Below are 25,128 nucleotides of genomic sequence, written 5' to 3' on the forward strand. Positions count from 1 at the left end.
AGGACGCGGAAGCGACTAGGCCGCCAGCGGCTTGTCCTGCTGAACCAGCCGCTCGACGATGAGCCGGCTGATCATCCGGCCGTCCAGCGGCAGGATGGCGTCGACGATGCCCAGACCGTCCTGCTCACAGACCGAAGGCGGCGCCTGCAGCTGCGAGGCGGAGACATGGAAGGTCTCCTGCACGCTGTCCACCAGCAGGCCGACAAGCTCCTCGCCGCACTGGGCGACGACGATGACATGGCGGCCCGTCGGCTCGGTCAGGCCCAGATTCAGCCGGGCGGCCAGATCGAGCACCGGCATGACCACGCCGCGAAGATTGATCACGCCCTTCACGTAAGGCGGCGCGTGCGGCACCGGCGTCGCCGGGGTCCAGCCGCGGATTTCGCGGACAGCCTTGATGTCGACGCAGAACTCCACGTCCTTGACGACCAGGGTGATGACTTCGGTGCGGCTGTCGTCGCGGGCCAGGACCTCGCTCAGGTCGCCCCCCATCAGAACTCCTCCCAGTCACTGGAAGGCTTGGCGGCGGCCCCGCCGGATCTGGCGAACGACGCCACGCGCGCCCGGGCGGCGTGAACGGGGTTGGCGCCCGTCCCCGACTGCCCTTGAGACGACGCCGCATGAACCGGCGCCGGCCGAGGCGACGCCGCCGGCCGGGCGGAGGGCGCCGAACGCCCTTCCCCACCGATCTCGAAACCGGCGATCAGCCTGGCCAGGCCCGAGGCCTCGCTGCGCAGGCTGGTCGCCGCGGCCGTCGCCTGCTCGACCATGGCGGCGTTCTGTTGCGTCACCTGGTCCATCTGGTTCACGGCGGTGTTGACCTCGCCCATGCCGGTCGCCTGTTCCTGGGTCGAGGCGGCGATCTCGCTGACCAGGGCGTCGATGTTGGCGATCGCCTCGACAATGGTCGACAGCGCCTTGCCGGTGTCGCCGACCAGCTTGGCGCCGCGGCCGACCTGGGCGCCCGAGGCGCTGATCAGCGACTTGATCTCCTTGGCCGCGTCGGCCGACCGCTGGGCCAGCGCCCGCACTTCGGAGGCGACGACGGCGAAGCCCCTGCCCGCGTCGCCGGCCCGCGCTGCCTCGACGCCGGCGTTGAGGGCCAGCAGGTTGGTCTGGAAGGCGATCTCGTCGATCACCCCGATGATCTGGCCGATCTGCGAGGACGAGCTTTCGATCTCGCCCATGGCCCCGACGGCGTCGCGCATGACGTCGCCGGACTTCTGGGCCTCGACCCGCGCCTGGCTGGCCGCTTCGGAGGCCCGCCGCGCGCCTTCGGCGGTGCGCTTGACGGTCTGGGTGATCTCTTCGAGGGCGGCGGCCGTCTCTTCCAGGCTGGCGGCCTGTTGTTCGGTGCGCCGGGACAGGTCGTTGGACGCCTGGGCGATCTCGTTGGAGCCGCCGTCGACGCTGTCGGCCGCGGTCTTCACCGCCTCCATGGTCCGCTGCAGGGCGTCGGTGGCGTTGTTGAAATCGCTCTTCACCTTCTCGAAGGCCGGGTCGACGGGGCCGGTGACCCGATAGGTCAGCCGGCTGTCGGCCAGATGGGCCAGACCCGTGGCGATCTGGTCGACCGACCGCACGCGACCGGTCACGTCCGTCGCGAACTTCACGACCTTCACGACGCGTCCGCTGGCGTCGAGGATCGGATTGTAGGAGGCCTGGATCCAGACCGACGAGCCATCCTTGGCGCGGCGTTCGAACTCGTCGGCGACGAACTCGCCGGCGTTCAGCTTGCGCCAAAAGGCCGCATACTCGGGGGTTTGGGCGTAGGCCGGGTCGACGAACAGGCGATGATGGCGCCCCTTGATCTCGTCCAGCCGGTAGCCCAGCACCTTCAGGAAGTTGTCGTTGGCGGTAACGACCTCGCCGCCGGGCGTGAACTCGATGATCGCCTGCACGCGATCGAGGGCCGCCAGTCTGCTCGCCGCTTCGGCGGCCTTCAACTTGGCGTCGGTGACGACCGAGGCCACCTTCACCACCCGCTCGACACCGCCCTTTCTGTTCAGAACGGGGTTGTAGGAGGCCTGAATCCAGACCTCGTCGCCGTTCTTGGCCAGGCGGCAGTATTCGCTGGCGTCATACTCACCACGGCGAAGCTTGGCCCAGAAGGCGGCGTAGTCGCTGCTCTTGGCGTAATCGGGGTCGACGAACAGGCTGTGATGGCGGCCTTTCAGCTCGGCCTCGGAATAGCCCATCGCCGAACAGAAGTTCGCGTTGGCGCGCAGGATGAGCCCGTCCCGGTTGAACTCGATGATCGCCTGAGACCGGTCGAGGGCGCCTAGGATCGCCCCCTGATCGCGCGAGGCAGTGAATAGCGCCATTTTGCCTGGACCCCAGCCTTTTAGGTTAATTACCTGCCTCCTAAATGAACGCCTGACCTTAATAGACATTGAACGCCGTTCGCCCTGCCGTGGCGCTATTGACCCGGATTGAGCATTCAGATTTCAACCTCGAAAGCTTTGAGACAGCCACAGCCGATCGGCCTCTCGACCACTGACTTCGAGCATCGAGACACTCAATACTTTAGAGCGCGTCTCGAATAATACTACCATTCCGAGATTTGTGACTAGAAATTTGCCACTCAGCTGACGAAAGCCGGCCCAGGAGAAGACCACGCTCGGCGGCGCGACAAGAAGCCCTGCGGCAGTCGCCTCTTGAGCCCGGCGCGAGTAGCGGACCGCGCCTGCCGACGCTTTACGATAGCCGCCGAACTCTCTACCCACTCAGCTTTTCGGGGCCTAGCGGTCCTCCATGGCTAGAGGCATTCGATGGCATCCGGACTCGCCGCCCTTCTCGACGACATCGCCGGCATCGCCAAGATCGCCGCTTCCTCGCTGGACGACGTCTCGGCCGCCGCCGGCAAGGCCGGGACCAAGGCGGTCGGGGTGGTCATCGACGACACGGCCGTGACGCCCAACTACGCCGTCGGCTTCACCCCCGACCGCGAGCTGCCGATCGTCGCCAAGATCGCCAAGGGCAGTTTCATCAACAAGCTGGTGTTCCTGCTGCCCGGGGCGCTGCTGCTCAGCGTCTTCGCGCCCTGGGCCATTCAGCCGCTGCTGATGATCGGCGGCGCCTACCTCTGCTTCGAGGCCAGCGAGAAGATCCTTGAAGCCTTCTACCACGGCGAACATGAGGTCGACGGTCCCGAGGACCTGGCCCTCAGCTCGATCGAGCTGGAAAAGCAGAAGGTGGCGGGCGCCATCCGCACCGACCTGATCCTGTCGGCCGAGATCATGGCCATCGCCCTGGGCGAGGTCGCCGAGCAGCCCTTGATGATCCGCGCCGCCGCCCTGCTGGCGGTCGGCATCGGCATCACCATCGTCGTCTACGGGGTCGTCGCGCTGATCGTGAAGATGGACGACATCGGCCTGCACCTGGCCAAGAGCCCCCGCAAGCCAACCCGGGTGTTCGGTGAAGGCCTGGTCCGCGCCATGCCGGCGGTGCTGTCGGGCCTGTCGATCGTTGGCACCGCCGCCATGCTGTGGGTCGGCGGCGGCATCATTGTGCACGGGCTGGAGCACTACCACTTCAGCCCCGTGCCGGTCTGGGTCGAGGCCGCCAGCCATGCCGCCGGCGCGGTTCCCGGCGTCGGCCCCCTGCTCGGCTGGTTCACCTTCGCGGCCCTGTCGGCGGTGGTCGGGCTGGTCATCGGCGGCGTCATCGTCGGCGCCCTGCACCTGATCCCGAAGAAGAAGCCGGCGGCCCACTAGCGGAACCCTCGCCGCCCTCCGGGGATTTCCAAAGCGGTCGGGGACGCCACGCGAGGGACCCGACCGATGACCGCCCCGTTCAAGACCTGGACCGTCCTGCCCCACGGCCGGCTCGTGCCGCTGACCGACGACATCCTGACGGTGCTGGGCGAAATCCACATGCCGATCGGCGAATTCCCCCGCCGCATGACGGTGGTGCGGCTGCACGACCGCCGCCTGGTCATCTTCAGCGCCGTCGCCCTCGATGAGCCTCAGATGCGCCAGCTGGAGGCGTTCGGCGAGCCGGCCTTCCTGGTCGTGCCCAACGCCATCCATCGCCAGGACGCCTGCATCTTCAAGCAGCGCTATCCCGGCATCCAGGTGATCGCGCCGCGCGGCGCCCTGCTGAAGGTCGAGGAGGTGGTCGCCGTCGACGCCACCGAGGCCGACTTCCGCGACCCGCACGTCCGCCTCGTCGAGGTGGCCGGCACGCAGTCGAACGAGTTTGCCCTCGAAGTCACCCGGCCGGAGGGGAGTAGCCTGATCCTCAACGATCTGGTGGCCAACATCCACGGCGAGCACGGCATCTCCGGCTGGCTGCTGCGGCTGATTAAGTTCGCCGGTGACGAACCCCACATCCCCGGCCCGGTGCAGCGCAAGCTGGTCGAGGACAAGGCCGCCCTGGTCGGCCAGCTGATGGCCTGGTCGCACCTGCCCAGCCTCAAGCGCATCGTCGTCAGCCACGGCGACGTCATCGAGGACGACCCGCCGGAGGCCCTGCGCCGGCTGGCCGCCTCGCTGGTCTAGGTCTCCGCCGCCAGCATCGTCCGCAGCTCGGCCTTGGCCACCTTCTCCAGGGTGGCGCGCGGCAGGCTGGCCACCAGCCGCACCTCGCGCGGCCGCTTGAACGCCGCCAGCGACCGCGCACAGGCCTCGTCGATCCGCGCCGCCAGTCCCGCGTCGGCGGGGTCGTGCGGGATGACGAAGACCACCGGAACCTCGTCCAGCATCGGATGGCGCCTGCCCACCACCGCCGCCTCCTTCACCCCGGCCACCGAAGCCACCACCCGCTCGATCTCCGAGGCGGCGACGTTCTCGCCCCCGACCTTCAGCATGTCCTTGCTGCGATCGGCGAAGTAGAGCCAACCGTCCTCGCCCAGCCGCACCCGGTCGCCGGTGATGAACAGCCCATCCTCGCGGAAGGCCTTCGCCGTCGCCTCCGGATCGCCGGCGTATTCCAGGAACAGCGACAGGCCGCGGATACCCTCGACATAGAGGTCCCCCGTCTGCCCCGGCTTCACCGGCGCCCCGGCCTCGTCCAGCACATGGATGCGATAGGCGGGCGAGGGCCGGCCCATCGACATCGGCGCGTCTGGCAGGCGCGCGTCGCCGACCACGCCCTGGGTGACGGTCTCTGTCATCCCCCACCAGCCGATGGTCTTGACGCCGAAAAGGGCGTCCCAGGGGGTGTCGCAGATGCCGTTGCCGAAGTGGCGGTAGCTGTGCCGCTCCGGCAGCGGCTGCTCCAGCAACGCCTTCAGGCAGAAGGGCACCATCGAGGCCCAGGTGCAGCCATGCTTCAGCGACACCGGCCAGAAGCGCGAGGCCGAGAACTTCGGCTGCAGCACCACGCTGGCCCCCGCCCAGAAGGCGGCGGCGAAAGAGTAGACCTGGGCGTTGGTGTGGAACAGCGGCAGGGTGATCAGGTGGACGTCGTCCGGGGCCAGGTCCTCGTGCAGGGCGCTGACCTTCGCGCCCCACAGGAAGTTGGCATGGGTCCACAGCACCGCCTTGGGCCGAGCCGTGGTGCCTGAGGTGTACTGGATGGCGAAGGGCGCCATCGGCGCGTGTAGCCGGTCGCCCAGGGTCGCCGGGTCGGCGTCGATGGCCGCGAAGGGCTCGAAGCCGGAGACATCCGCCTGGGCCGCCGCGCCGTTGTCCGTCTCCGTCACCGCCAGCCAGCCGAGCCCGGGCGCCGCCTCGGCCACCAGGGCGGCGAAGCGCGGCTGCGTCACCCCGCCGACCGCCCCGCTGTGGCTGGCGTAGTAGGCGACCTCCTCGCCACTGGCATTGGCGTTGGTGGTCACCGCCACCGCCCCGGCGTAGGCGCAGCCCAGCCAGGCGATCACCGACTCCGGACAGTTGTCGAGATGGACCAGCACCCGGTCGGCCGGCTTCACGCCGCGCGCCTGCAGCCCGGCCGCGAACCGCCGCACGGCCTGCGCGAACTGGCCGTAGGTCCAGGTCGGCCCCTCGCCCTCGAAGGGCTCCCAGATCAGGCAGGGATGGTCGGCCCGGCGCAGGGCCTGCCGGTCGATCAGGGTGCGGGCGTCCTGGCCCTCGAAGGGGGTCATCGGCGGCGGCGGCGGCGTCATGGGCGAGTCCTTTGGGCGGTGAGCCAGTCGGCGACCGACCGGCCCGCCCAACCCGTAGCATGGGCAAGATCAGGCGACACAGACGCCATCGCGCCGGCCCGCATCAGGTCCAGCATCGCCAGCTGGTGGCGACGCAGGAAGGGATCGGCGATCCGCCGACCCAGCGCCAGCCGCGCCAGCCAGCGTGGCGGCGACACCGCCTTCACCGGCCGGCCGAGGTCGATCGAGGCCACCGCCGCCAGCTCGGCGACGCCCAGCGCCTGCGGCCCGGTGATCGTCAGGGTCTGGACCTGGTCGCGACGGGTCAGGGCGGAGGCGGCGGCGCGGGCGATGTCCTCGATGTCGACGAAGGCCACCTTCGCCCGGCCGAGCGGCAGCATCAGCCGCCCGGTCCGGCTGGCTTCCGCCATCGCCGGCCCCAGCAGGGTCTGCATGAAAACACCGGGCCGCAGGATCGTCCAGGCCAGGCCGGAGGCCTTCAGCGCCGCCTCCGACGCCGCGTGCGCGCGGCCGACCGGCGTCGGGCTCTCCGCGCCAACCACCGCCGGGCCGGCCGACAGCTTGACGATCTGGTAGGCGCCGGCCGCCTTCGCCGCCGCAATGGCGGCCAGCTCCTGGGCCGCCTGGCGCGGCGACTGGGCGGTGAGCAGGAACAGGGATCCCACACTCTGGAAGGCGGCCGCCAGGGTCTCCGGCCGGTCGAGATCGCCGGCGACGACCTCGACGCCCTCGTCAAGCCTGGCCCGCGCCGCCGCCACGTCGCGGGCCATCACTCGCACCGCCAGGGTCCGCGCCCGCAGCTGTTTCACCAGGCTCGAACCGATACGGCCCGTGCCGCCCAGGATCAGGATCATGAGAAGGCCTCTTGCATTTTTGACTGATTAGTTCATTAATGACCAAACAGTCAACTAGAGCTCGCCATGTCCCCCGAACCTCGCCCCGACCGCCGTCGCGCCCGGACCCGGGCCGCCCTGCTGCAGGCCGGCCAGGCCCTGTTCTCCGCCCAGGCCGTGGACGCGGTCAGCATCGACGACATCGTCGCCGCCGCCGATGTCGCCAAGGGCAGCTTCTACAACCACTTCCCCGACAAGGAGGCGCTGGCCCGGACCATCGCCCAGTCGGTGCGCGGCGACCTGGAAGCCCAGATCGACAAGGCCAACGACGGTATCGCCGACCCGGTCCTGCGCATGGCCCGCGCCCAGGCGGTGGTGTTGCGCTTCACCGCCCGCGAGCCTGAGCGCGCCCAGGCCATGAGCCGCCTCTTCGCCGGCGCCACCCTGCCCCACGCCCCGCTCAATCGCGGCGTCCGCTCCGACATCGAGGCCGGCCTGGCCGCCGGGGTGTTCAACGGCCTGAGCATCGAGACCGGGGTGCTGCTGGCCATGGGCGTCGCAACCATCGCCGCCGCCCGCCTGCTCGACCCGGCCAACCCCACGCCCCCGCCGCAGCTGTCGCGGCAGATGAACCTTGGCCTGCTGCGCGGCCTCGGCGTCCCCGACGCCGAGGCCCGCGCGGCCGCCGACGCGGCCGCCGCCATCCTGGAGGAGACCCAATGAGCACCATCCGCATCGAAGACATCGCCTGGGTCCGCTTCCGCGCCCCCGACCTGGCGGCGATGCAGGCCTGGCTGGAGGAGTTCGGCCTCACCCCCGCCGCCGTCGAACCAGACCGCCTGTTCATGCGCGGGACGGGCGGCGCCCCCTTCCTGCACGCCACCGAACGGGGCGAGCCCGGCTTCACGGCCCTCGGCCTGCGCGCCGCCAGCCTGGCCGATCTCGAGGCCCTGGCCGCCGCCGAGGACCTGCCGGTCGAGCCTCTCGATGCGCCCGGCGGCGGCTTCGTCGTCCGCCTGAGCGACCCGGACGGCCATCTGATCGAGGTCGTCGCCGGCCAGACGCCCGCCGCCCCAACCGCCTTCGCCGCCCGCCAGCCCTGGAACGGCGTCGAAGCCCGGGCCCGCCTGGGCGGGGTCAAGCGGGTCGAGGCCGGCCCGGCCAACGTCGTCCGCCTCGGCCACGCCGTCCTCAACGTCTCCGACTTCCGCGCCTCCGAGCGCTGGTACAAGGAGCGCTTCGGCTTCCTGACCTCCGACGAGATCGCCGCCGCCCCCGGCTTCTCGATCGGCGCCTTCCTGCGCTGCGACCGCGGCGAGGTCCCCACCGACCATCACACCCTGTTCCTGCTGCAGGCGCCGCAGGGCCCCGGCTTCAACCACGCCGCCTTCGAGGTGCGCGACCTCGACGACCTGATGGCCGGCCACGACCATCTGCGGGCCGCCGACCGCACCCCGGCCTGGGGCGTCGGCCGCCACATCCTCGGCAGCCAGGTGTTCGACTACTGGCGCGACCCCTGGGGCCACATCCTCGAACATTGGACCGACGGCGACCTGCTGACCGCCGCCACCGGCCCCAACACCGCCACCCTGCAGGACCTGCTGGGCGTGCAGTGGGGTCCGGCCACCCCGCCCGACTTCGGATAGGACAACCGATGAAACTCGCGACCTTCACCACCGGCGGTCCCGCCCGTCTCGGGGCCGTCACGGGCGACCGCATCGTCCCCCTGACCGCCCCCGGCCTGCCGGCCGACATGATCGGCCTGATCGCCGCCTGGCCTCAGGTCGAGGCCGAGGTCCGCCGCCTCGCCGCCGCCGGCCGGGACGCCCTGCCGCTGGACTCCGTGCGCCTGCTCGCCCCCATCCCCCGCCCCGGCAAGATCTGGGCGATCGGCCTCAACTACGCCGACCACATCGCCGAGAGCGGCGTCGACACCCCCGCCCACCAGGTCTGGTTCAGCAAGGCCGCCACCGCCGCCACCGGCCCCTACGATCCGGTCCAGGTCCCCACCCCCTTCTGCGACTACGAGGTCGAGCTGGTCGCCGTGGTCGGGGCCGGCGGCCGCAATGTCGGCCGGGACCAGGCCCCCGCCGCCCTCTTCGGCTGGTGCGTCGGCAACGACGTCACCGAACGGATGTGGCAGCACCGCACGCCGCAGTGGTCGCTCGGCAAGTCCTTCGACACCCACGCCCCCTTCGGCCCCTGGATCACCACCGCCGACGAGGTCGCCGACCCCCATGCCCTGAACCTCCGGTGTCTCGTCAACGGCGAGGTCCGTCAGGACTCCAACACCCGCCACCTGGTCTTCGACGTCTGGGCCCAGGTCGAGCACCTGTCCCAGGCCATGACCCTGGAGCCGGGCGACCTGATCTTCACCGGCACCCCCGGCGGCGTCGGCGCGGCCATGGACCCGCGCCAGTTCCTGAAAGCCGGCGATCGCGTCCGCTGCGAGGTCGAGGGCCTGGGCCACATCGAGACGGTCTGCGCGCCGTGAGCCGGCCCTACGACTGCGACGTCCTCATCGTCGGCCTCGGACCCGTCGGCGCGGCCCTCGCCGCCCTGCTGGCCCGGCGGGGCGTCAGCGCCATCGCCGTCGAGAAGGACGCCGGCGTCTACCCCCTGCCCCGCGCCGCCCATTTCGACCATGAGATCATGCGGCTGTTCCAGCAGCTGGGCCTCAGCGCCGCCATGCTGGCCGCCTCGCGGCCGGCCACGGCCTACGAGTTCCGCAACGCCGCCGGCCAGGTGCTGATGCGCTACGACCTGGACGGCCCCGCCCCCAGCGGCTGGGCCGCCGGCTACATGTTCCATCAGCCCAGCCTGGAGCACGGCCTGCGGGCCCTGCTCGCCGCTTCTCCGCTGGTCGAGACCCATCTTGAGTCCACCCTGGCCGCCTTCGACCAGGACGAGGCCGGCGTCACCGCCGTGATCGAAGGCCCGCAAGGCCCGCGCACCGTCCGCGCCCGTTGGCTGGTCGCCTGCGACGGCGCCCGCAGCTCGGTCCGCGAGGCGCTCGGCATCGAACTGGAAGACCTGGCGTTCGACGAGCCCTGGCTGGTCCTCGACGTGCTGGTCCGCGACCCGGGCCGCCTGCCGGCCGTCAATCTGCAGATCTGCGATCCCGCCCGTCCGACCACCTGCGTGCTGATGAGCCAGGGCCGCCATCGCTGGGAGTTCATGCTGCTGCCCGGCGAGACGCCCGATCAGGTTCTGGACGAGGCCTTCATCCGCCAACTGATGGCCCCCTGGGACTGCGCCGGCGCGGTCGAGATCGAGCGCAAGGCCGTCTACCGCTTCCACGGCCGCATTGCCCGTAACTGGCGTCAGGGCCGCGTCCTGCTGGCCGGCGACGCCGCCCATCAGACCCCGCCCTTCGCCGGCCAGGGCATGTGCGCCGGCCTGCGCGACGCCGCCAACCTGGCCTGGAAGCTGGCCGCCGTCCTCAAGGGCGCCGCCTCCCCCGCCTTGTTGGACAGCTACCAGAGCGAGCGCGAACCGCACGTCCGCGGCGTCATCGGCCTGGCCATCCAGATGGGCCGGGTGGTCTGCGCCACCGACCCCGACATCGTCGCCCAGCGCGACGCCGCCATGCTGGCCCAGCGCGCCGCCGGCCAGGGACCGCCGCCCCTGCCTCCCTCCGCCCTCGGCCCCGGCTGTCTGCTGGCCGACAGCGCCGGCGCCGGCGAGCTGTTCCCGCAACCCTGGTCCGGCGAAGCCCGCCTCGACGACCTGCTCGGCGACGGCCCCTGGCTGCTGCGCCGCGACGCCCTGACCGGCCCGCTGGCGCCTTTCGCCGAGCCCCTGGCGGGCTGGCTGGGCGCGCGTGGGGTGGAGGCCGTGCTGGTCCGCCCGGACCGCTATGTCTTCGGAACCGGCGAGGCGGAGGGGCTGCGCCAGGCGTGGCGCGAGCGCGTCGTCGCCTAGGCGCGACCGCCGTCAGCGGGGATCCACCGCCCCACGAAGGATTCGCGACAGGGCGTCAATGGCCTGCGCGCGGGACAGCCGTCGGTTCGCGGCGGCCTCCGACAGGCTGTCGGCGGCGCCGATCACGCCCAGCATGATCGCCCGCGTCGGCGGCTTGGCGAAGGGCGCCAGGGCGGCGCCGTAGGCCGCGGCATAGCCGTCGCGCAGGGTCTGGCGGAAATCGGCCATCTCCTCGGTCCCCGAAAGGGCGGCGGCGATGGCCCCGAACTCCGGGCCCGAGGACAGCACGCAGTCGACATAGGCGGCGCTGAGGATGCCGATGACGTCGTCCAGGCCGCGAGCGCGGGTAGCGAGCGCCAATTGCACCGCCTGGGCCTGACGGTCGTCATAGTGACGATAGAGCGCGACCAGCAGGCCCGCCCGCGTCCCGAAATGTTCGTAGGCGATAGGCTTGGTCACCCCCGCCTGCTCCGCCAGATAGGCCAGGGTCAGGGCGTCTGTGCCCTGCGCGCGCACGATGGCCGAGGCTGTCTCCAGCAGTTGAAGCCGCCGCTGCTCCTTCGGCATCCGCTTGGTCGACACGTCCAGTCCTTCCCGGTTGACCGCAGCGCGGCGTTGCCTATGTTACGATTCGTAACTTACTAGTCGTAACATAATCGGTTCTAGCGGAGCGGCCCATGACAGCCAAGTCCCCCCACATCGCGCCGGCCACGGCGGCGCAGGCGCGAGCCTTCGCCGACCGGATTCCGGAGCTGATCCGCGCCACCGGCCCGGTCAGCTACGACTACCAGTTCGGCGCCGGGACAGGGCTGCTCGCGCGCCTGGTCGCGGCCTCGTGGCAGGCGCCGGCCACCCTGTTCGCCGCCGCCTCGACCACCTTTGCCACCGAAGGCGATGACCTGCTCGGCCTGGAGCTGGGCTTCGAGGGCCCGAACTTCTATGCCTTCAAGGACAATCTGGCTGCGCTGGCCCCGGATCTGATCGCGCGCGGCGTGATCGGGTTCGAGGAGCTGCAAGGCCTGGCGGCGCGGGCCGGCAAGGCCAGCTACCTCAACGCCCATGTGCCGGACGGCGTCTACTATCTGCACGCCCTTTCCACCCCGCCGGACCATCGCGGCAAAGGGGTGGGCAAGGCGCTGCTGACGGCGGCCATCGATCGAGCCCGCGCCGCCGGTCATGCCGAACTGCAGCTCGACGTGCTGGCCGACAATCCCGCGGTGGGTTTCTACCAGGCGATGGGATTGAGCATACTGGCCGAGACCCGCTCTCCCGAGCTGTCCCGCGACCATGGCTTTCCCAGTGAGCTGCGCATGGCGATCAGCCTGTGAGCGCCCGCCCGACAATCCTCATCGCCGGCGGCTATGGCCTGGTCGGCGGCCACATCGCCCGTCACCTGCGGACCGCTGGCCACGACCTGGACCTGGTCCTGGCCGGCCGCAATCCCCAGGCCGGCGAGCCCCTGGCCCGTGAACTGGGCGCCCGCACCGCCCGGCTCGACCTCGACGACGCCACCGCCGACCTGGCCGCGATCGGTCCGGTCGAGCTGATCATCGCCGCCCTGCAGGACCCCGGCGATGTCCTGGTCACCGCCGCCCTCGGCTCCGGCGCCGGCCACATCGGCATTACCCGCGGCGTCGATTCCCTCACCCCCACCGTCATGGCGGTCAGCGCCACGCGAGCGCGGCGGCCGATCGTTCCACTGGCCCATTGGCAGGCCGGCGTCCTTACCCTGGCCGCCCTGCAGGCTGCCCAGGCGTACGCCCTAGTCGAGCGGATCGAGTTGGCCGCCCTGTACGACTACGCCGATCCCATCGGCCCGATGACCGTGGCCGACAACGCCGGCTTCGTCGGCCGGGCCCTGACCCGCCGGGCGAGGCATTGGGTCTGGCTCGAGGCGCCGGATCATCCACGGCGGGTGGAGCGCGCAGGACATCCGGCCTTCGACGCCCTGCCGATGGGGGTGCTGGACGTCCCGGCCCTCGGGGCCGTCACCGCCGCGCGGGATATCCGGTTCGACCTGGGGACAGGCCATTCGCTCGGAACCCTGGCCGGCGAGGCCGCCTCCCACGACCTCTACATCGACCTTGGCGGTCGATTGGTTTCAGGGGAGACGGCGACCCGGCGTGCGACGATCAGCGACCCCAAAGGCCAGGCGCACCTGACGGCGCTGGGCGTGCTGATCTGCGCCGAGCGCGTCCTGGGCCTCGACGGCCGGCCGCCGCCGCCCGGCGGCCTGGCCTTTCCCGAGACGCTGCTCGATCCGGCCGCCGCCCTGGCGCGGCTGGCCAGTTTCGGTGTGCGCCATGGGATCGCGCCATGAGTGAGCCGATGCGGGCGCTGGGCCTCGGGTCCGACGGCCGGATGGCTGTCGTCCTGACCGACAGACCCATTCCCGCCAGGGGCCAGGTGCTGGTGGAAATCCGGGCCTCGGCGGTGAACGAGATGGACGTCCAGGTCCGGGCCGGCGGCTGGGCGAACCAGGTGAAGCGCTTCCGGCGGGCCGGGCCGGTGCTGACCGGCTTCGAGTTCTCCGGCGTGACGCGCAGCGACGGCGACCGCATCCGCGCCGGCCAGCGGGTGATCGGCTACAGCCCGGTGCTTGACGGCCCGCGCACCCACGCGGAGTTCGCGGCCGTGGCGGAGCGTGACCTTCAGGTCCTTCCGGACGCCCTGGACGACGAGGCGGCCGCCGCCCTGGTCGTCATGGGCCTGACCGCCATCGAAATCCTGGAGCGCCAGCGCCCGCTGGACCGCGGCGACCGCTGCCTGATCGCCGGAGCGGCCGGCGGCGTCGGCGCCTACAGCCTGCAGCTAGCTGTGGGGCAAGGGGCCAAGGTGGTGGCCGTGGGGTCCAGGTCCAGCGCGCCCTGGCTCGGCGCCCTGGGCGCCCAGGAGGTTCGCGCCCATGAGGACGGTGGCTGGTGGCGGGACGGCGACCGGTTCGACCTGGTGATCGACACGCCCGGGAAATCGACCTTCGCCCAGGCAGCGCCGCGCCTGGCGCCTAGCGGCATGTATGTGACCACCAACCCTCAGACCGACATCGCCGGCTTTGCGCGAGCGATGCTGTCGTCGCGGCGGGCCGGCTACCTGATGCTGTTGCGCAGCCACCCCGCGGGCCTGCAGCGGCTGATAGATCTGGCTCTGGCGGGAACACTCAAGGCCGTCATCGACAGCGTCTTTCCGCTGGACCAGGCGGACGCCGCCTTCGACCGCTTCGCCACCCGGGGCAAGCAGGGCCGCGTGCTTCTGAAGGTCAGCCGCTAGCCTTCGTCTCCGTCCAGGTCCTCCACTGGCCCATTCCGCGGCACCGCCCCCGCCCGATCCGGCCGCATCTTCAGCGACTGCAGCAACCCCGCCGCCACCGACGGCTCGGCCACCGGCGTGGCCCACAGCGCGTCGCCCATCGCCCGCTCGACCGCGTTGTCGAAGTTGCGGCGCATGCTGGCGGTGTCGAAGCTCATCATGCTGAAGGCCTCGCCCGGATCGGGGATGGTGGCGACGCTGAACGGCAGGCGGTGGCGGGCGCAGAAGGCCGCCGTCACCTCGATGGCGTGGCGATAGCTGAACCGCAGCATGGTGTCGAAGCTGCGGATCAGGATGGCGGCGATGTTGTTCTGGGTGGTGCGCGGGGCCTGGTCGAGCACGGTGTTGACGATGGCGTAGACCTGGCTGCGGGCCAGCCGCTGGCCCAGCTTGCGCCAGCGCAGCAGCGCCTCGGGCATCAGGAACAGCGGCGTCGTCACCCCGCCGTCGACATGCATCTCCTCGTACATCACCCCGTCGCACTGGCAGCCGATGCGCTTGGGCGGGAAGATGCCCGGCAGGCTGCCCGAGGCGACCAGCACCGTGCGGAACAGGTTCAAAGCCTCCTCGCCGCCCTTGCTGGCGATCTCGCCCATGTCCCAGATCACCGTCCTCTGGCGGTCCAGGTCCGTGGTCGCCACCAGCAGGCGCCGCCCCTTGGCGTGCTCCTCGGCGATGGCGCCGAGCATCTCCGCGTCGATGAACTTGCCGACCAGCCGGTCGAGGGACTCGGCCCGGAAGATGGCCCCCGACCCCGGCCCCAGCTTGCCCAGCCCCAGCAGGTCGGCCGCGTGGCCGCCGGTGTAGGCGTCGGTCAGCCGCTCGTCCCAGCTCGGTCCCAGGAAGGCGAACGGCGCGATCAGGGCGCCGGTGCTGACCCCCGTGACGATGGCGAAGTCCGGCCGCCGCCCGGCCCGGGTCAGCCCGACCAGGATGCCCGCCCCATACGCGCCCCCCGCGGCCCCTCCGGAAATGGCCAGGATGTTGAACGCCTCCCGCGCCCAGGGCGCCCGCAGCGGGGCCAGCCGGTCGGCGGCGGCCATCAGCGAGTCCTCGGCCTCCTCGACGCTCAGGCGCACGCCCTCGAAGCCGGCGATCCTGGCCTTGGCGGCCAGCGGCGCGGGCAGCCGCGCGCCCGGCAGTCGGCTTCGCCAGTTGGGGGTGTCGCTCATCGTCGCCGCCTCGTCGTTACGCACCCAGGAATATAGCGCAGCAGACAACGCCGTGCGGGCGCAAAGGTGGCCGCCGCCAGCCAGCGGAGGCCACTCGCGCAAAAGAACACCACAGTTTGTGCAGTCCCCGGCCCTTTCCGGCTGTGGCACCGCACGCTCGGATTTCCTTGTTCTGTAAGGCCGAGCCATGACTGCCCCGACTCTGACCGCCCTCGACACCGTCGCTCTTTCCGAGACCGACGCCAGCGCCGCGCCCCAGCTGATCGACGCCGACGTCACCCTGACCGATGTCGAGGCCGACCTGGCGAACGGCCAGCTGCGCGTGCACGGCCTGCTGGCCGAGGACATCGTCTCGCTGTTCAACCAAGGGACCGGCGCGGGCCAGGTCGGCTACAACGCCGCCACCGGCGAGGTCACCTTCGGCGGCCTGCTGATCGGCATCGCCTCGGGCGGGGCCGGGACCGACTTCACCATCGCCTTCAACGGCGCCGCCACCCTGGCGGCGGTCGAGGCGGTGATCGAGCACCTGACCTACGCCAACCTCTCTGACCATCCGACCTCCAGCCGCACCCTGACCATCGACGTCACCGATGGCGCCGGCCAGACCACCGGCAGCGTCACCGGCTACACCCCCGGCGTCCTGGCGCTCGGGGCCGGCGGCGATCCGCTGGAGCAGAGCCCGGTCGCGGCCGGCGACTTCGACAACGACGGCGGCCGCGACCTGGTCTTCGTCACCACCGGCGGCGCCCTGGTCTTCCATGAGCACAGCGCGACCGGCTTCGACCTCTCCTCCGACGTCCATATCGCCATGGACGCCACCCTGGCCCCCGGCTCGGCGATCACCGCCGGCGACATCAACGGCGATGGCTTCACCGACATCGTCGCCGTGGACCCAGTTGGCTCACTCCGCGTCTTCGCCGGCCACGGCGCCGGCTCGGGCTACGACGGCGAGTTCATCGAGGACAGCGACAGCGCCCTCGCCGTTTCCAGCCATCTGCCCACCGATCCCGGCATGTCCCTGGCCATCGCCGACTTCAACAAGGACGGCTTCGGCGACCTGGTGGTGGTCAGCAGCACAGGCCAGATCTCCACCCTGCTGAACTACGTCCCCTACGGCATGGGCTACGAGCCGGTGTGGACGTCCAGTGAAACGGCGACCGGCCGGCCGCTGCTGGCCGATTTCACCGGCGACGGCGCCCTCGACCTGATCATCGCCCTGACCGACGGCGCCGTCACCCTTGGCCGCGGCGACAGCATGGGCGGCTTCGACTTTACCGGCCCCAACCCGTTCGCCGGCCTCACCCTGACCGCGCCGGGCTCTCTGGCGGCCCTCGACGTCAACGGCGACGGCGTCCTCGACCTGGTGGCCTTCGACGCCAGCGGCTTCCAGGTGCTGGTCGCCCCGCCGCCGATCACCAACACTGTCAGCATCCAGGTCTACGACGAACTGGGCCAGATCGCCCTCGCCGGCCTGCCTGCCAACCTCGCCTTCGAGGAGGACGCCGTCAGCGCCGCGCCGCAACTGCTGTTCGGCGACCTGACCCTGACCGACAGCGAGCAGGACCTGGCCAACAGCTACCTGTCGATCACCCCGCAATCCTCCGACGACCGCATCTCCATCCGCGACCAGGGCATGGGCGCCGGCCAGGTCGGCTTCGACGGCGGCCAGATCTATTTCGGCGGCGTCGCCATCGGCCAGTTCCAGGACCTCGGCGGCCAGTGGCTGATCACCTTCTCGGGTGCCTCGCCGGCCGCCATCGAGGCGGTGCTGGAGAACCTCACCTACGCCAACAGCAGCAACGCGCCCCAACCGTCCCAGCTGACCCTCGACATCCTCGACGCCAGCTCCAGCCCGATCCTCCAATACGTCGTCGGCCTGACCATCACCGACAATCCCGAGCAGATGACCCTGTCGGGCCTGGCGCCCCAGCATCGGATCGAAATCGGCGACGCCGCCGATCCGGTCGCCCTCTGCGCCGACCTCACCCTCCAGGATCCGGAAGGCGACCTGAACGGTTCGGTCTTCACCGTCAGCGGCCTGGAGGCCACCGACCAGGTCAGCCTCGCCCCGACCACCGACCTGACGGTCAGCGGCGGCGTCGTCAGCTACCTGGGCCTGGCCATCGGCGTCGCCGCCGGCGGCCAGGGCGCGACCTTCTCGGTCACCCTCAACGCCGACGCCTCCGTCGCCGCCGTCCAGGCGATGATCGCCGCCCTCAGCTTCACCAGCCCCGGCGCCGCCGTCGGGGCTCACACCCTGACCCTGGCCCTCACCGACCAGGCCGGCCATGCCCTGGTGGATGACGCCGGCGGGGCGCCCGGCATCGAGATCGTCGTCTACGAACAGGGCGACCTGACCGACCTCGCCGCCGCCCTCGACCTCACCCTGGCGCAGGCCGCCACGCCGCATCTGCTGGACAGCGGCGTCACCGTCACCGGCCCCGGCGGCAGCTGGCAGGGCGCCCGCCTGACCGTCACGGGCATGGCGCCGGGCGACGTGGTCGGCATCGCCGACGGCGCCTTCGACATCGTCAATGACAAGGGCAACCTCTACCTGGTCCTGAACGGCGACCAGATCGGCCAGATGATCGATGGCGGCGCCAGCTTCACCGTCCACTTCGGCAGCGGCGCGACCAAGGCCGGCGTCGAGGCCGTCGTCGAGGCCCTGACCTTCAGCAACGCCGGCACGCCCGACGCCGCCCGCACCCTGACCCTGACCCTGCACGACCCGGCGGGCCTGGTCAGCGCCGACCAGATCGTCGTCAACATCGCCGGCGGCGTCAGCTACGCCATGGAGCTCTCGGACTTCGCGACCGCCGTCTCCGTGCCGCAGGCCTACGTCGCCAGCTTCACGCCGCTCGACGCCGCCGTCACCCTGCGCGACACCAACGGCGACTACTCAGGCGCGGTCCTGACCGTCTCGGGCGCCGCGGCCAGCGATATCCTGGGCTTCTCGGGCCACGACATCCAGGCCCTCTACCAGGACCCGAACGGCGACCTCCTCGTCAACTTCTCCACCGTCATCGGCCATGCCAGCGGCGGGCTGAATGGCGATCCGCTGACCGTCACCTTCGCGGCCGGCGTCACCACGGCCGAGGTCGAGCTGGTCCTCGAAAACCTTGCCCTGCGCACCGACGCCACGACTCCGGAGGCGATGCGCACCCTGACCCTGTCGCTGCAGAACAGCGAGGGCGAGGCCCTGCACCGTGTCGGCGAGACCGGCCCGGTCACCCTGGCCTTCGAGATCGAGATCGCCGCCCCGCAACTCATCGTCAGCGGCCTCGGCTTCAACGGCGTCCTCGATGAGAACCTGCTCAACTACCAGGGCGACTTCGTCATGCCGTCCGTCACGATGATGTCGAACGGCGGCCTGCCGGGCGGGCGGCTGGTCGTCGAGGGCCTGCAGGCCGAGGACGGCGTCACCATCCGCTCGGTCAACCGCGTCAGCTTCGACGGCGCCACCGGCGAGGTCCGCTACGACGGCCAGGTCATCGCCACCACCGCGCGGGTCGGCTCGCAGTTCACCCTGACCTTCGGCGAGGTCACCGACTCCAAGGTCGTCGAGGCCGTGCTGAAAGCGGTCGCCCTGCTCAACAGCAACGACAACCCGACCAGCGATCCCCATTCCCTCAGCGTCATCCTGTACGGCGCGGACGGCCAGACCGCGGCCGCCGGCTGGAAGTACACCATCCAGGCCCGGGGCGAGGTAACCCAGCTCAGCCTGACCCCGGCCGCGACCACCTTCGACGAACAGGTCGTCAACGCCCGCCCACAGGCCCTGGTCACCGACGCCGTCCACAACCCGCAGAACGAGCCCGTGGCCGGCGCCGTCCTCACCGTCGGCGGCCTGACCGCCGGCGACCGCGTCACCCTGCTGGACGGCTCGGGCCTGGTCTTCGACGACCAGACCGGCGAGGTCAGCATCTCCGGCGCCGTTATCGCCCATGCCGCCGTCACCGATGGCGTCAGCCTCGTCGTCACCTTCAACGACCAGGCCAATCAATTCAGCGTCGACGCCGTCCTCGAAGCCCTGGGCTTCTCAACCAGCAGCGACACCCCCGCCGCCACCCGCACCCTGACCCTCGCCCTGGTCAACGTCTACGGCCACCCGGCCCTGCTCCCCGGCCTCATCGCCCCGACCCTGACGGTCAACGTCACGCCGCAGTTCGACCCCACCGCCGTCGTCGGCCTGGACGCCTCGGTGACCTTCGGCGAACAGGCGGTCAACGCCGGGCCGCAACGGCTCGACGCCGACGTCCATCTGACCTCGTCGGAAGGCGTGCCCATCCAGTCCGTCCTGATTTCCGGCCTGCTCGCCGAGGATCGCCTGAGCTTCACCCCGGACGCCAATTTCAGCTGGGACCCGGACACCGGCGTCATCACGATCAACGGCGTCCCCGGTCCCCGGATCGTCTCCGACGGGGCCGGCGGCTTCGCGCGTGTGCTGCTGCCCGACGGCAGCTACGGCGTCTCCATCCTGGTCGACAGCGCGCCCGAGCCGGGCGTCCTGACCGACCTCGAGGCCATCATCGAGCACCTGGCCTATGCCAACGCCAGCGACCACCCGACCGCCAGCCGCACCCTGGCCTTCCAGATCGTCGACGCCATCGACACCGGCCATCCGCCGGCCCCGGTCCAGATCGTCGTCAACGTCACAGACGAAACCGAGGCGCCGTCGTTCACCGACTTGGGCCCCATCGTCGTCTACGAGAACGCCGTCAACGCCGGCTACGTCCCGCTCGACGGCGCGGTCAGCTTCCACGCCCCCGACACCCCCAGCTTCGCCGGCGGGTCCCTGAGCTTCACGACCGCCGAGTCCACCGGCTTCGTCAGCCTGGATGTCTCCGGCCGCCTCGCCTTCGGTTTCGGCGCCATCGGCCTGAGGGTCGACGGCCAGCTGGTCTCCGACACCTACGCCGGCGGCCCGGTCATCCAGTTCAACGCCAACGTCACCGCCGCCGACATCGAAGCCATCGTCGAAGCGGCCCGCTACCGCAACAGCGACCAGGCCCCGGACGGCGCCGACCAGATCACCATCACCCTGACCGACTCCATCGGCGTCGTCAGCCAAACCCAGCACGACGTCACCATCATCGCCGAGAACGACCCCACCGTCCTCACCGGCATCGGCAGCGTCACCCTGCAGGAAACCGCCCTCCAGGCCGGCGGCCAGCTGCTGCTGCCGCTGGTCAGCTTCACCGATGTCGACGATGTCGGCTCGGGCCAGCACATCATCATCCGAAACCTGCCCGACGAGTTCACCCTGTCCCTGGCGGCCCAGGACGGCGATCCCGCCGTCGGCAACCTGCGCACCGCCGGCGTGCTCAGCTACGGCGGCGCCACCCTGTTCATCGCCAGCCCCGGCGGCGCGACCGGCGACATCATCGTCCACCTCAACGGCGCCACCGTCGCCCAGGTGCAGACCTTCCTCGCCAACCTGACGATCCAGAACGCCAGCGACTTCCCCTACCCGCTGTTCAACCTGTCGTTCGAGATCGTCGGCTCCAGCGGTTCATTCACCACCCTCCATCAGGTCACCGTCGAGCAGCAGTTCGACCCCACCACCCTGACCGAGGTCACCGCCAGCCACAGCTTCGGCGAACAGGCCGTCAATGCCGCCCCGCAGCTGCTCGACGCCGCCGTCACCCTGACCTCGATCGAGTTCCGCCCGATCACCGGCCTGACCGTCAGCGGCCTGCTGGCCGAAGACCGCGTCACCCTGCTCGGCGACGCCCATCTCAGCTGGAACCCCACGACCGGCGCCATCACCCTGGGCGGCGTGCTGATCGGTAACGCCACCGGCGGCGTCGGCGGCGACTTCAACATCACCGTCGCCGGCCTGAACCCCATCGCCCGGCTGGCCAACGCCGAAGCCATTCTCGAGCATCTGGCCTACGCCAACGTCAGCAACACCTCGACCGCCAGCCGCACCCTCAGCATCCAGGTCATCGAGACGCCGCCGCCCTCCGGCGACTTCGTCCCGGCGGCGCCGGTCAGCGTCACCATCAACGTCACACCCTACGAGTCGCCGACCGTCCTCACCTTCAGTGGCTTCGAGGCGACGGTCGACAGCGGCGACCACAGCGCCTTCGCGACGGCCATCTCGGTCATCGATGCCGACGGCTTCGACATCGGCGGCACGGTCCTGCGGATCACCGGCCTGGCGGCCGGAGAGACCGTCTACCTGGAAGCCACCGTCGGCGGCATCACCTCGCAGTCGGGCCAGGACCTCTATCGCGGCTCCGTCCTGGTCGGCAGCCTCAGCCTGATCGACGGCGGCGTCGCCCTGACCTTCACCGCCGACGCCACCGTCGCCGACATCAACAACGCCGTTCACCAGCTGCAGTGGTCTTCGCAGACGCCGTGGAACCTGGGCGCCGACCACAGCTTCCAGGCCGTCCTCGACCTGCCCGGCGCCGCCCCGGACCAGAGCGTCAGCTTCGAGGTCCACACCCAGGCCCCGCTGCGGACCACCCTCGTCTCCTTCGGCATCACTGCGCCCGGCCAGGCCACCGTTCACGAAAACGCCGCCAACGCCGGCCTCACCGCCATCGACCTGGGCGGCTTCCTGATCGGCGAGCCGACCAACTTTCAGGGCGGCCACCTGCACATCGACATGGCCTATGTCGTGGCCGGCGAGACCTTCGAGATCGTCAACCAGGGCACGGGCGCCGGCCAGATCGGTTCCAGCAACGGCGTGGTCACCTACGGCGGCGTCGCCATCGGGACGGTCACCACCGGCGTCTCCGGCGGCGCCCGCATCATCGACGTCAGCTTCAACAGCAACGTCACGCCCCTCGCGGTCGAGGCCCTGCTGGCCGCCATCGGCTTCAGCACGACCAGCAATACGCCGCTGGCCGACCGCACCCTGGGCATCGCCCTGACACCGGCCCCCTACCTGCTCGACGCCTCGCTGGTCCTCGCCGGCGGCCCGCTGCAGCTGTTCAAGGAGGCCAACCTCGCCCCCTTCTACCAGTCCCCGACCGTCGTGGACTACGACGCCGACGGCGACCTCGACATCCTCTACACCCGCGATTTCAAGGGCATGGGCCTGGCCCTCAACACCGGCACGGCCCAGGCCGCGCACTTCGTCGAGATGGCCCTGCCAGGCTTCACCGGAAACCTGGACCCGGGCGCGGGCAACCCCGCGAACGCCGCCGTGACCTCGGTGATCGATTTTGACGGCGACGGCGACCTCGACATCGTCGCCGGCCGGGTCAACGGCACGATCGCCTACTTCGAGAACACCGGCGGCCCCGGCATGGCCGGCGCCTGGACCCAGCGGACGGGCGCGGCCAATCCGTTCAGCGGCTTCGACGTCAACCCCGGCATCGCCAAGGTCTCACCGGTGTTCGGCGACCTCGATGGCGACGGCGATCTCGACATGCTGGTCAACGGGCCGTTGGGGACCATGCGCTTCGACAATGTCGGAACCCGCGCCGCACCGGTCTTCCAGCAGCGTGATCTGGCGATCAACGCCGTCGCCACCAGCCGGCCGTTCGTCGGTGACCTCGACGGCGACGGCGATCTCGACATCCTCTACGCGACGGGCCTCTACACCCTCTACAGCCTGGAAAACCTCGGCGGCGGCGTCTTCGGCGCCCCCGACTATTTCGCCCGGGTCTACGACGCCAGCAGCGGCGCGACGCTCGACGAAGCCGTCCTCGCCGATCTCAACGGCGATGGCATTCCCGAGCTACAGATCTCCGACGAGATCTGGTACCTGCAGACCCTGAGCGGCGGCCCGCGCCTCTACCAGCCGGGCCCCGCCTACTTCTTCACCACCCTGACCGTCATCAACGAGCCGGAGCACGTCTACGGCACACCCGGCGACGACACGCTGAACGGCGACGCCAATGACAACGTCCTCCACGGCCTGGCCGGCAATGACGTCCTTGACGGCAAGGGCGGCCCCGACCAGCTCATCGGCGGCCTCGGCAATGATACCTATACGATCGACGCCTCCGACACCGTCATCGAGCTCGACGGCGAAGGCATCGACACCATCAAGGCAGCCTTCAGCTACACCCTTGGCGACTTCCTCGAAAACCTCACCCTCACCGGCCTGACCGCCCTCAACGGCACGGGCAACGCCTTGGCCAACACCCTGGTCGGCAACGCCGCCATCAATGTCCTCACGGGTTTGGCCGGCAACGACATCCTCAACGCCGGGGCCGGGGCCGACATCCTCGACGGCGGCGACGGCGACGACAATCTGCAGGGGGGGCTCGGCGCCGACGTCATGCGCGGCGGCCTGGGCAACGACCTCTACAACGTCGAAGTCCTCGGCGACGTCACTGACGAGACCGGCGGCGGCGGCATCGACACCGTGCAGAGCTCGATCACCTGGACGCTGGCGGCTGGCCTGGAAAACCTGATCCTGATCGGCACGGCCGCCACCCTCGACGGGACCGGCAACGCCGCCGGCAACAGCCTGACCGGCACGGCCAACATCAACACCCTCACCGGGCTGGAGGGCGACGACGTCCTCAAGGGCATGGCCGGCGAAGACATCCTGATCGGCGGCGACGGCGCCGACCTGCTCGATGGCGGGCTCGGGGCCGACGCCATGCTCGGCGGCCTCGGCGACGATACCTACATCATCGACAACCTCGACGACTTCGCGGTCGAGATCGGCGGCGGCGGCCTCGACACCCTCCAGTCGAAGATCAGCTGGGTGATGGGCCTGGGCATCGAGAACCTGGTCTTCACCGCCAACGGCGCCCTCGACGCCACCGGCAATGCGGTGAACAACCTGATCACCGGCAACCTCAGCAACAACCGCCTGTCGGGCCTGGGCGGCGATGACAGCCTGATCGGCGCGGCCGGCGCCGACACCCTCGACGGCGGCGACGGCAACGACCTCCTCGACGGCGGCCTTGGCAACGACATCCTGACCGGCGGGGCCGGGATCGACGCCCTGACCGGCGGCGACGGCAACGACAGCCTCGACGGCGGCCTCGGGGCCGACCAGCTGGACGGCGGTCTCGGCAACGACGTCTACGGCGTCGACAACGCCCTCGACGTCATCGTCGATACGGGCGGCACGGACCTCGTCAACGCCGCCATCACCTACGTCCTGGCCGGCGATCTGGAGAACCTGACCCTGACCGGCTCGGGCGACATCGCCGGGACCGGCAACGCCCTGACCAACATCCTCACCGGCAACGGCGGCGGTAACCTCCTGCATGGCGGCGGCGGCCTCGACACGCTCAGCGGCATGGCCGGTGACGACCAGCTGTTCGGCGACGCCGGCATCGACATCCTGGTCGGCGGCGACGGGGCCGACCGCCTCATCGGTGGTTTCGACGCCGACAAGCTGACCGGCGGGACCGGCGCCGACAGCTTCGTCTTCACCGCCGACGATGTGCGCCTGTCGGGAGGCGGCCTGCTGGCCGACCGCGACAGCATCCTCGACCTCAACTTCGCCGAGGGCGACCGCATCGACCTCTCGGCCATCGACGCCAACAGCCTGCTGGCCGGCGACCAGGCCTTCGCCTTCGCCGCCAGGTTCACCAAGGTCGCCGGCCAGGCCACCCTGAAGTTCGGAGCCGGCATCACTACCCTGGAGTTGGACGCCGACGGCGACGGCAAGGCCGACTTCCGCGTGGCGATCACGGGGGATCATTCGCTGACGGGCGCGAACCTCTTTACCGGCGCGGGCGACACGAACGGCGGGTGGATCCTGTAATCTCCCCACCCAAACCCTGTCATCCTTCGGTCGCGCAGCGATCCGGAGGACCCACCCGTAAGCTTGGCGGCTGGCGTTGGCAGGGTTGCTCGAACAGCGATGCCGGCCTTCCGACTCCAGCCGGCTCCGCCC

At 70.5% G+C, this 25,128-nt stretch carries 16 protein-coding genes; 10 read left to right on the forward strand and 6 right to left on the reverse strand.

The window, feature by feature from the left end; genetic code table 11:
* Window positions 1-15: 15 nt before the first annotated feature.
* Window positions 16-492 (reverse strand): chemotaxis protein CheW, encoded by a 477-nt coding sequence (locus AC1RSK_RS07155; protein WP_492906810.1) that lies wholly within the window; start codon window positions 490-492, stop codon window positions 16-18.
* Window positions 492-2,324, reverse strand: coding sequence for a methyl-accepting chemotaxis protein (locus AC1RSK_RS07160; RefSeq protein ID WP_492906811.1), 1,833 nt, complete (start codon window positions 2,322-2,324; stop codon window positions 492-494). The genes AC1RSK_RS07155 and AC1RSK_RS07160 overlap by 1 nt, the downstream gene beginning before the upstream one ends.
* A gap of 447 nt (window positions 2,325-2,771) precedes the next feature.
* Here AC1RSK_RS07160 and AC1RSK_RS07165 point away from each other — a divergent pair, with 447 nt between their 5' ends.
* Together AC1RSK_RS07165 and AC1RSK_RS07170 are read left to right on the forward strand one after the other, a co-directional pair.
* Window positions 2,772-3,716, forward strand: coding sequence for a DUF808 domain-containing protein (locus AC1RSK_RS07165; protein WP_492906812.1), 945 nt, complete (start codon window positions 2,772-2,774; stop codon window positions 3,714-3,716).
* Between the two features lie 66 nt (window positions 3,717-3,782).
* A complete protein-coding gene (locus AC1RSK_RS07170; RefSeq protein ID WP_492906813.1) occupies window positions 3,783-4,502 on the forward strand; it encodes a hypothetical protein in 720 nt (239 codons plus the stop codon).
* Here AC1RSK_RS07170 and AC1RSK_RS07175 read toward each other — a convergent pair.
* A complete protein-coding gene (locus AC1RSK_RS07175) occupies window positions 4,499-6,070 on the reverse strand; it encodes an AMP-binding protein (protein WP_492906814.1) in 1,572 nt (523 codons plus the stop codon). The genes AC1RSK_RS07170 and AC1RSK_RS07175 overlap by 4 nt on opposite strands.
* Window positions 6,067-6,924, reverse strand: coding sequence for an NmrA family NAD(P)-binding protein (locus AC1RSK_RS07180; RefSeq protein WP_492906815.1), 858 nt, complete (start codon window positions 6,922-6,924; stop codon window positions 6,067-6,069). The genes AC1RSK_RS07175 and AC1RSK_RS07180 overlap by 4 nt, the downstream gene beginning before the upstream one ends.
* Window positions 6,925-6,990: 66 nt before the next feature.
* On the opposite strand from AC1RSK_RS07180, the gene AC1RSK_RS07185 reads away from it, so the two are divergent.
* Genes AC1RSK_RS07185 through mhpA form a run of 4 tightly spaced genes read left to right on the forward strand, consistent with a single transcriptional unit; the run spans window position 6,991 to window position 10,827 of the window.
* Window positions 6,991-7,626, forward strand: coding sequence for a TetR/AcrR family transcriptional regulator (locus AC1RSK_RS07185; protein WP_492906816.1), 636 nt, complete (start codon window positions 6,991-6,993; stop codon window positions 7,624-7,626).
* A complete protein-coding gene (locus tag AC1RSK_RS07190) occupies window positions 7,623-8,549 on the forward strand; it encodes a VOC family protein (protein WP_492906817.1) in 927 nt (308 codons plus the stop codon). Before AC1RSK_RS07185 ends, AC1RSK_RS07190 begins: the two co-directional genes overlap by 4 nt.
* Window positions 8,550-8,557: 8 nt before the next feature.
* A complete protein-coding gene (locus AC1RSK_RS07195; protein ID WP_492906818.1) occupies window positions 8,558-9,397 on the forward strand; it encodes a fumarylacetoacetate hydrolase family protein in 840 nt (279 codons plus the stop codon).
* On the forward strand, window positions 9,394-10,827 hold the full coding sequence (gene mhpA, locus AC1RSK_RS07200; RefSeq protein ID WP_492906819.1) for a bifunctional 3-(3-hydroxy-phenyl)propionate/3-hydroxycinnamic acid hydroxylase MhpA: 1,434 nt from the start codon (window positions 9,394-9,396) through the stop codon (window positions 10,825-10,827). The genes AC1RSK_RS07195 and mhpA overlap by 4 nt, the downstream gene beginning before the upstream one ends.
* 12 nt (window positions 10,828-10,839) lie before the next feature.
* Here the strand turns inward: mhpA and AC1RSK_RS07205 are convergent, their stop codons facing one another.
* A complete protein-coding gene (locus AC1RSK_RS07205) occupies window positions 10,840-11,409 on the reverse strand; it encodes a TetR/AcrR family transcriptional regulator (RefSeq protein WP_492906820.1) in 570 nt (189 codons plus the stop codon).
* A 95-nt stretch (window positions 11,410-11,504) separates the two neighbouring features.
* Here AC1RSK_RS07205 and AC1RSK_RS07210 point away from each other — a divergent pair, with 95 nt between their 5' ends.
* From AC1RSK_RS07210 to AC1RSK_RS07220, 3 genes are read left to right on the forward strand one after another with little or no spacing between them, the layout of a single operon-like run.
* Window positions 11,505-12,155, forward strand: a complete 651-nt coding sequence (locus AC1RSK_RS07210; RefSeq protein ID WP_492906821.1) for a GNAT family N-acetyltransferase — start codon at window positions 11,505-11,507, stop codon at window positions 12,153-12,155.
* Window positions 12,152-13,147: a Rossmann-fold NAD(P)-binding domain-containing protein gene (locus tag AC1RSK_RS07215; protein ID WP_492906822.1), complete on the forward strand. Its 996-nt coding sequence runs from the start codon at window positions 12,152-12,154 to the stop codon at window positions 13,145-13,147. The genes AC1RSK_RS07210 and AC1RSK_RS07215 overlap by 4 nt, the downstream gene beginning before the upstream one ends.
* Complete coding sequence (locus tag AC1RSK_RS07220; protein ID WP_492906823.1) at window positions 13,144-14,094, forward strand: zinc-binding dehydrogenase; 951 nt, start codon at window positions 13,144-13,146, stop codon at window positions 14,092-14,094. Before AC1RSK_RS07215 ends, AC1RSK_RS07220 begins: the two co-directional genes overlap by 4 nt.
* Here AC1RSK_RS07220 and AC1RSK_RS07225 read toward each other — a convergent pair.
* Window positions 14,091-15,305: a patatin-like phospholipase family protein gene (locus AC1RSK_RS07225; protein WP_492906824.1), complete on the reverse strand. Its 1,215-nt coding sequence runs from the start codon at window positions 15,303-15,305 to the stop codon at window positions 14,091-14,093. The genes AC1RSK_RS07220 and AC1RSK_RS07225 overlap by 4 nt on opposite strands.
* Window positions 15,306-15,492: 187 nt before the next feature.
* On the opposite strand from AC1RSK_RS07225, the gene AC1RSK_RS07230 reads away from it, so the two are divergent.
* Window positions 15,493-24,996 carry an FG-GAP-like repeat-containing protein gene (locus AC1RSK_RS07230; protein ID WP_492906825.1) on the forward strand — a complete coding sequence of 3,168 codons (9,504 nt, stop codon included), beginning with the start codon at window positions 15,493-15,495 and terminating at the stop codon, window positions 24,994-24,996.
* The last annotated feature ends 132 nt before the right edge of the window (window positions 24,997-25,128 follow it).

This window comes from Caulobacter sp. GW821-FHT11A05 (genome assembly GCF_058809015.1).

Bases quoted from the DNA above. Each gene is read 5' to 3' on its own strand.
- AC1RSK_RS07185 (WP_492906816.1), top strand. From the start codon at position 6,991: ATGTCCCCCGAACCTCGCCCCGACCGCCGTCGCGCCCGGACCCGGGCC.
- AC1RSK_RS07190 (WP_492906817.1), top strand. From the start codon at position 7,623: ATGAGCACCATCCGCATCGAAGACATCGCCTGGGTCCGCTTCCGCGCC.
- AC1RSK_RS07155 (WP_492906810.1), bottom strand. From the start codon at position 492: ATGGGGGGCGACCTGAGCGAGGTCCTGGCCCGCGACGACAGCCGCACC.
- AC1RSK_RS07230 (WP_492906825.1), top strand. From the start codon at position 15,493: ATGACTGCCCCGACTCTGACCGCCCTCGACACCGTCGCTCTTTCCGAG.
- AC1RSK_RS07160 (WP_492906811.1), bottom strand. From the start codon at position 2,324: ATGGCGCTATTCACTGCCTCGCGCGATCAGGGGGCGATCCTAGGCGCC.
- AC1RSK_RS07165 (WP_492906812.1), top strand. From the start codon at position 2,772: ATGGCATCCGGACTCGCCGCCCTTCTCGACGACATCGCCGGCATCGCC.
- AC1RSK_RS07225 (WP_492906824.1), bottom strand. From the start codon at position 15,305: ATGAGCGACACCCCCAACTGGCGAAGCCGACTGCCGGGCGCGCGGCTG.
- AC1RSK_RS07220 (WP_492906823.1), top strand. From the start codon at position 13,144: ATGAGTGAGCCGATGCGGGCGCTGGGCCTCGGGTCCGACGGCCGGATG.
- AC1RSK_RS07175 (WP_492906814.1), bottom strand. From the start codon at position 6,070: ATGACGCCGCCGCCGCCGCCGATGACCCCCTTCGAGGGCCAGGACGCC.
- AC1RSK_RS07170 (WP_492906813.1), top strand. From the start codon at position 3,783: ATGACCGCCCCGTTCAAGACCTGGACCGTCCTGCCCCACGGCCGGCTC.
- AC1RSK_RS07210 (WP_492906821.1), top strand. From the start codon at position 11,505: ATGACAGCCAAGTCCCCCCACATCGCGCCGGCCACGGCGGCGCAGGCG.
- AC1RSK_RS07195 (WP_492906818.1), top strand. From the start codon at position 8,558: ATGAAACTCGCGACCTTCACCACCGGCGGTCCCGCCCGTCTCGGGGCC.
- AC1RSK_RS07180 (WP_492906815.1), bottom strand. From the start codon at position 6,924: ATGATCCTGATCCTGGGCGGCACGGGCCGTATCGGTTCGAGCCTGGTG.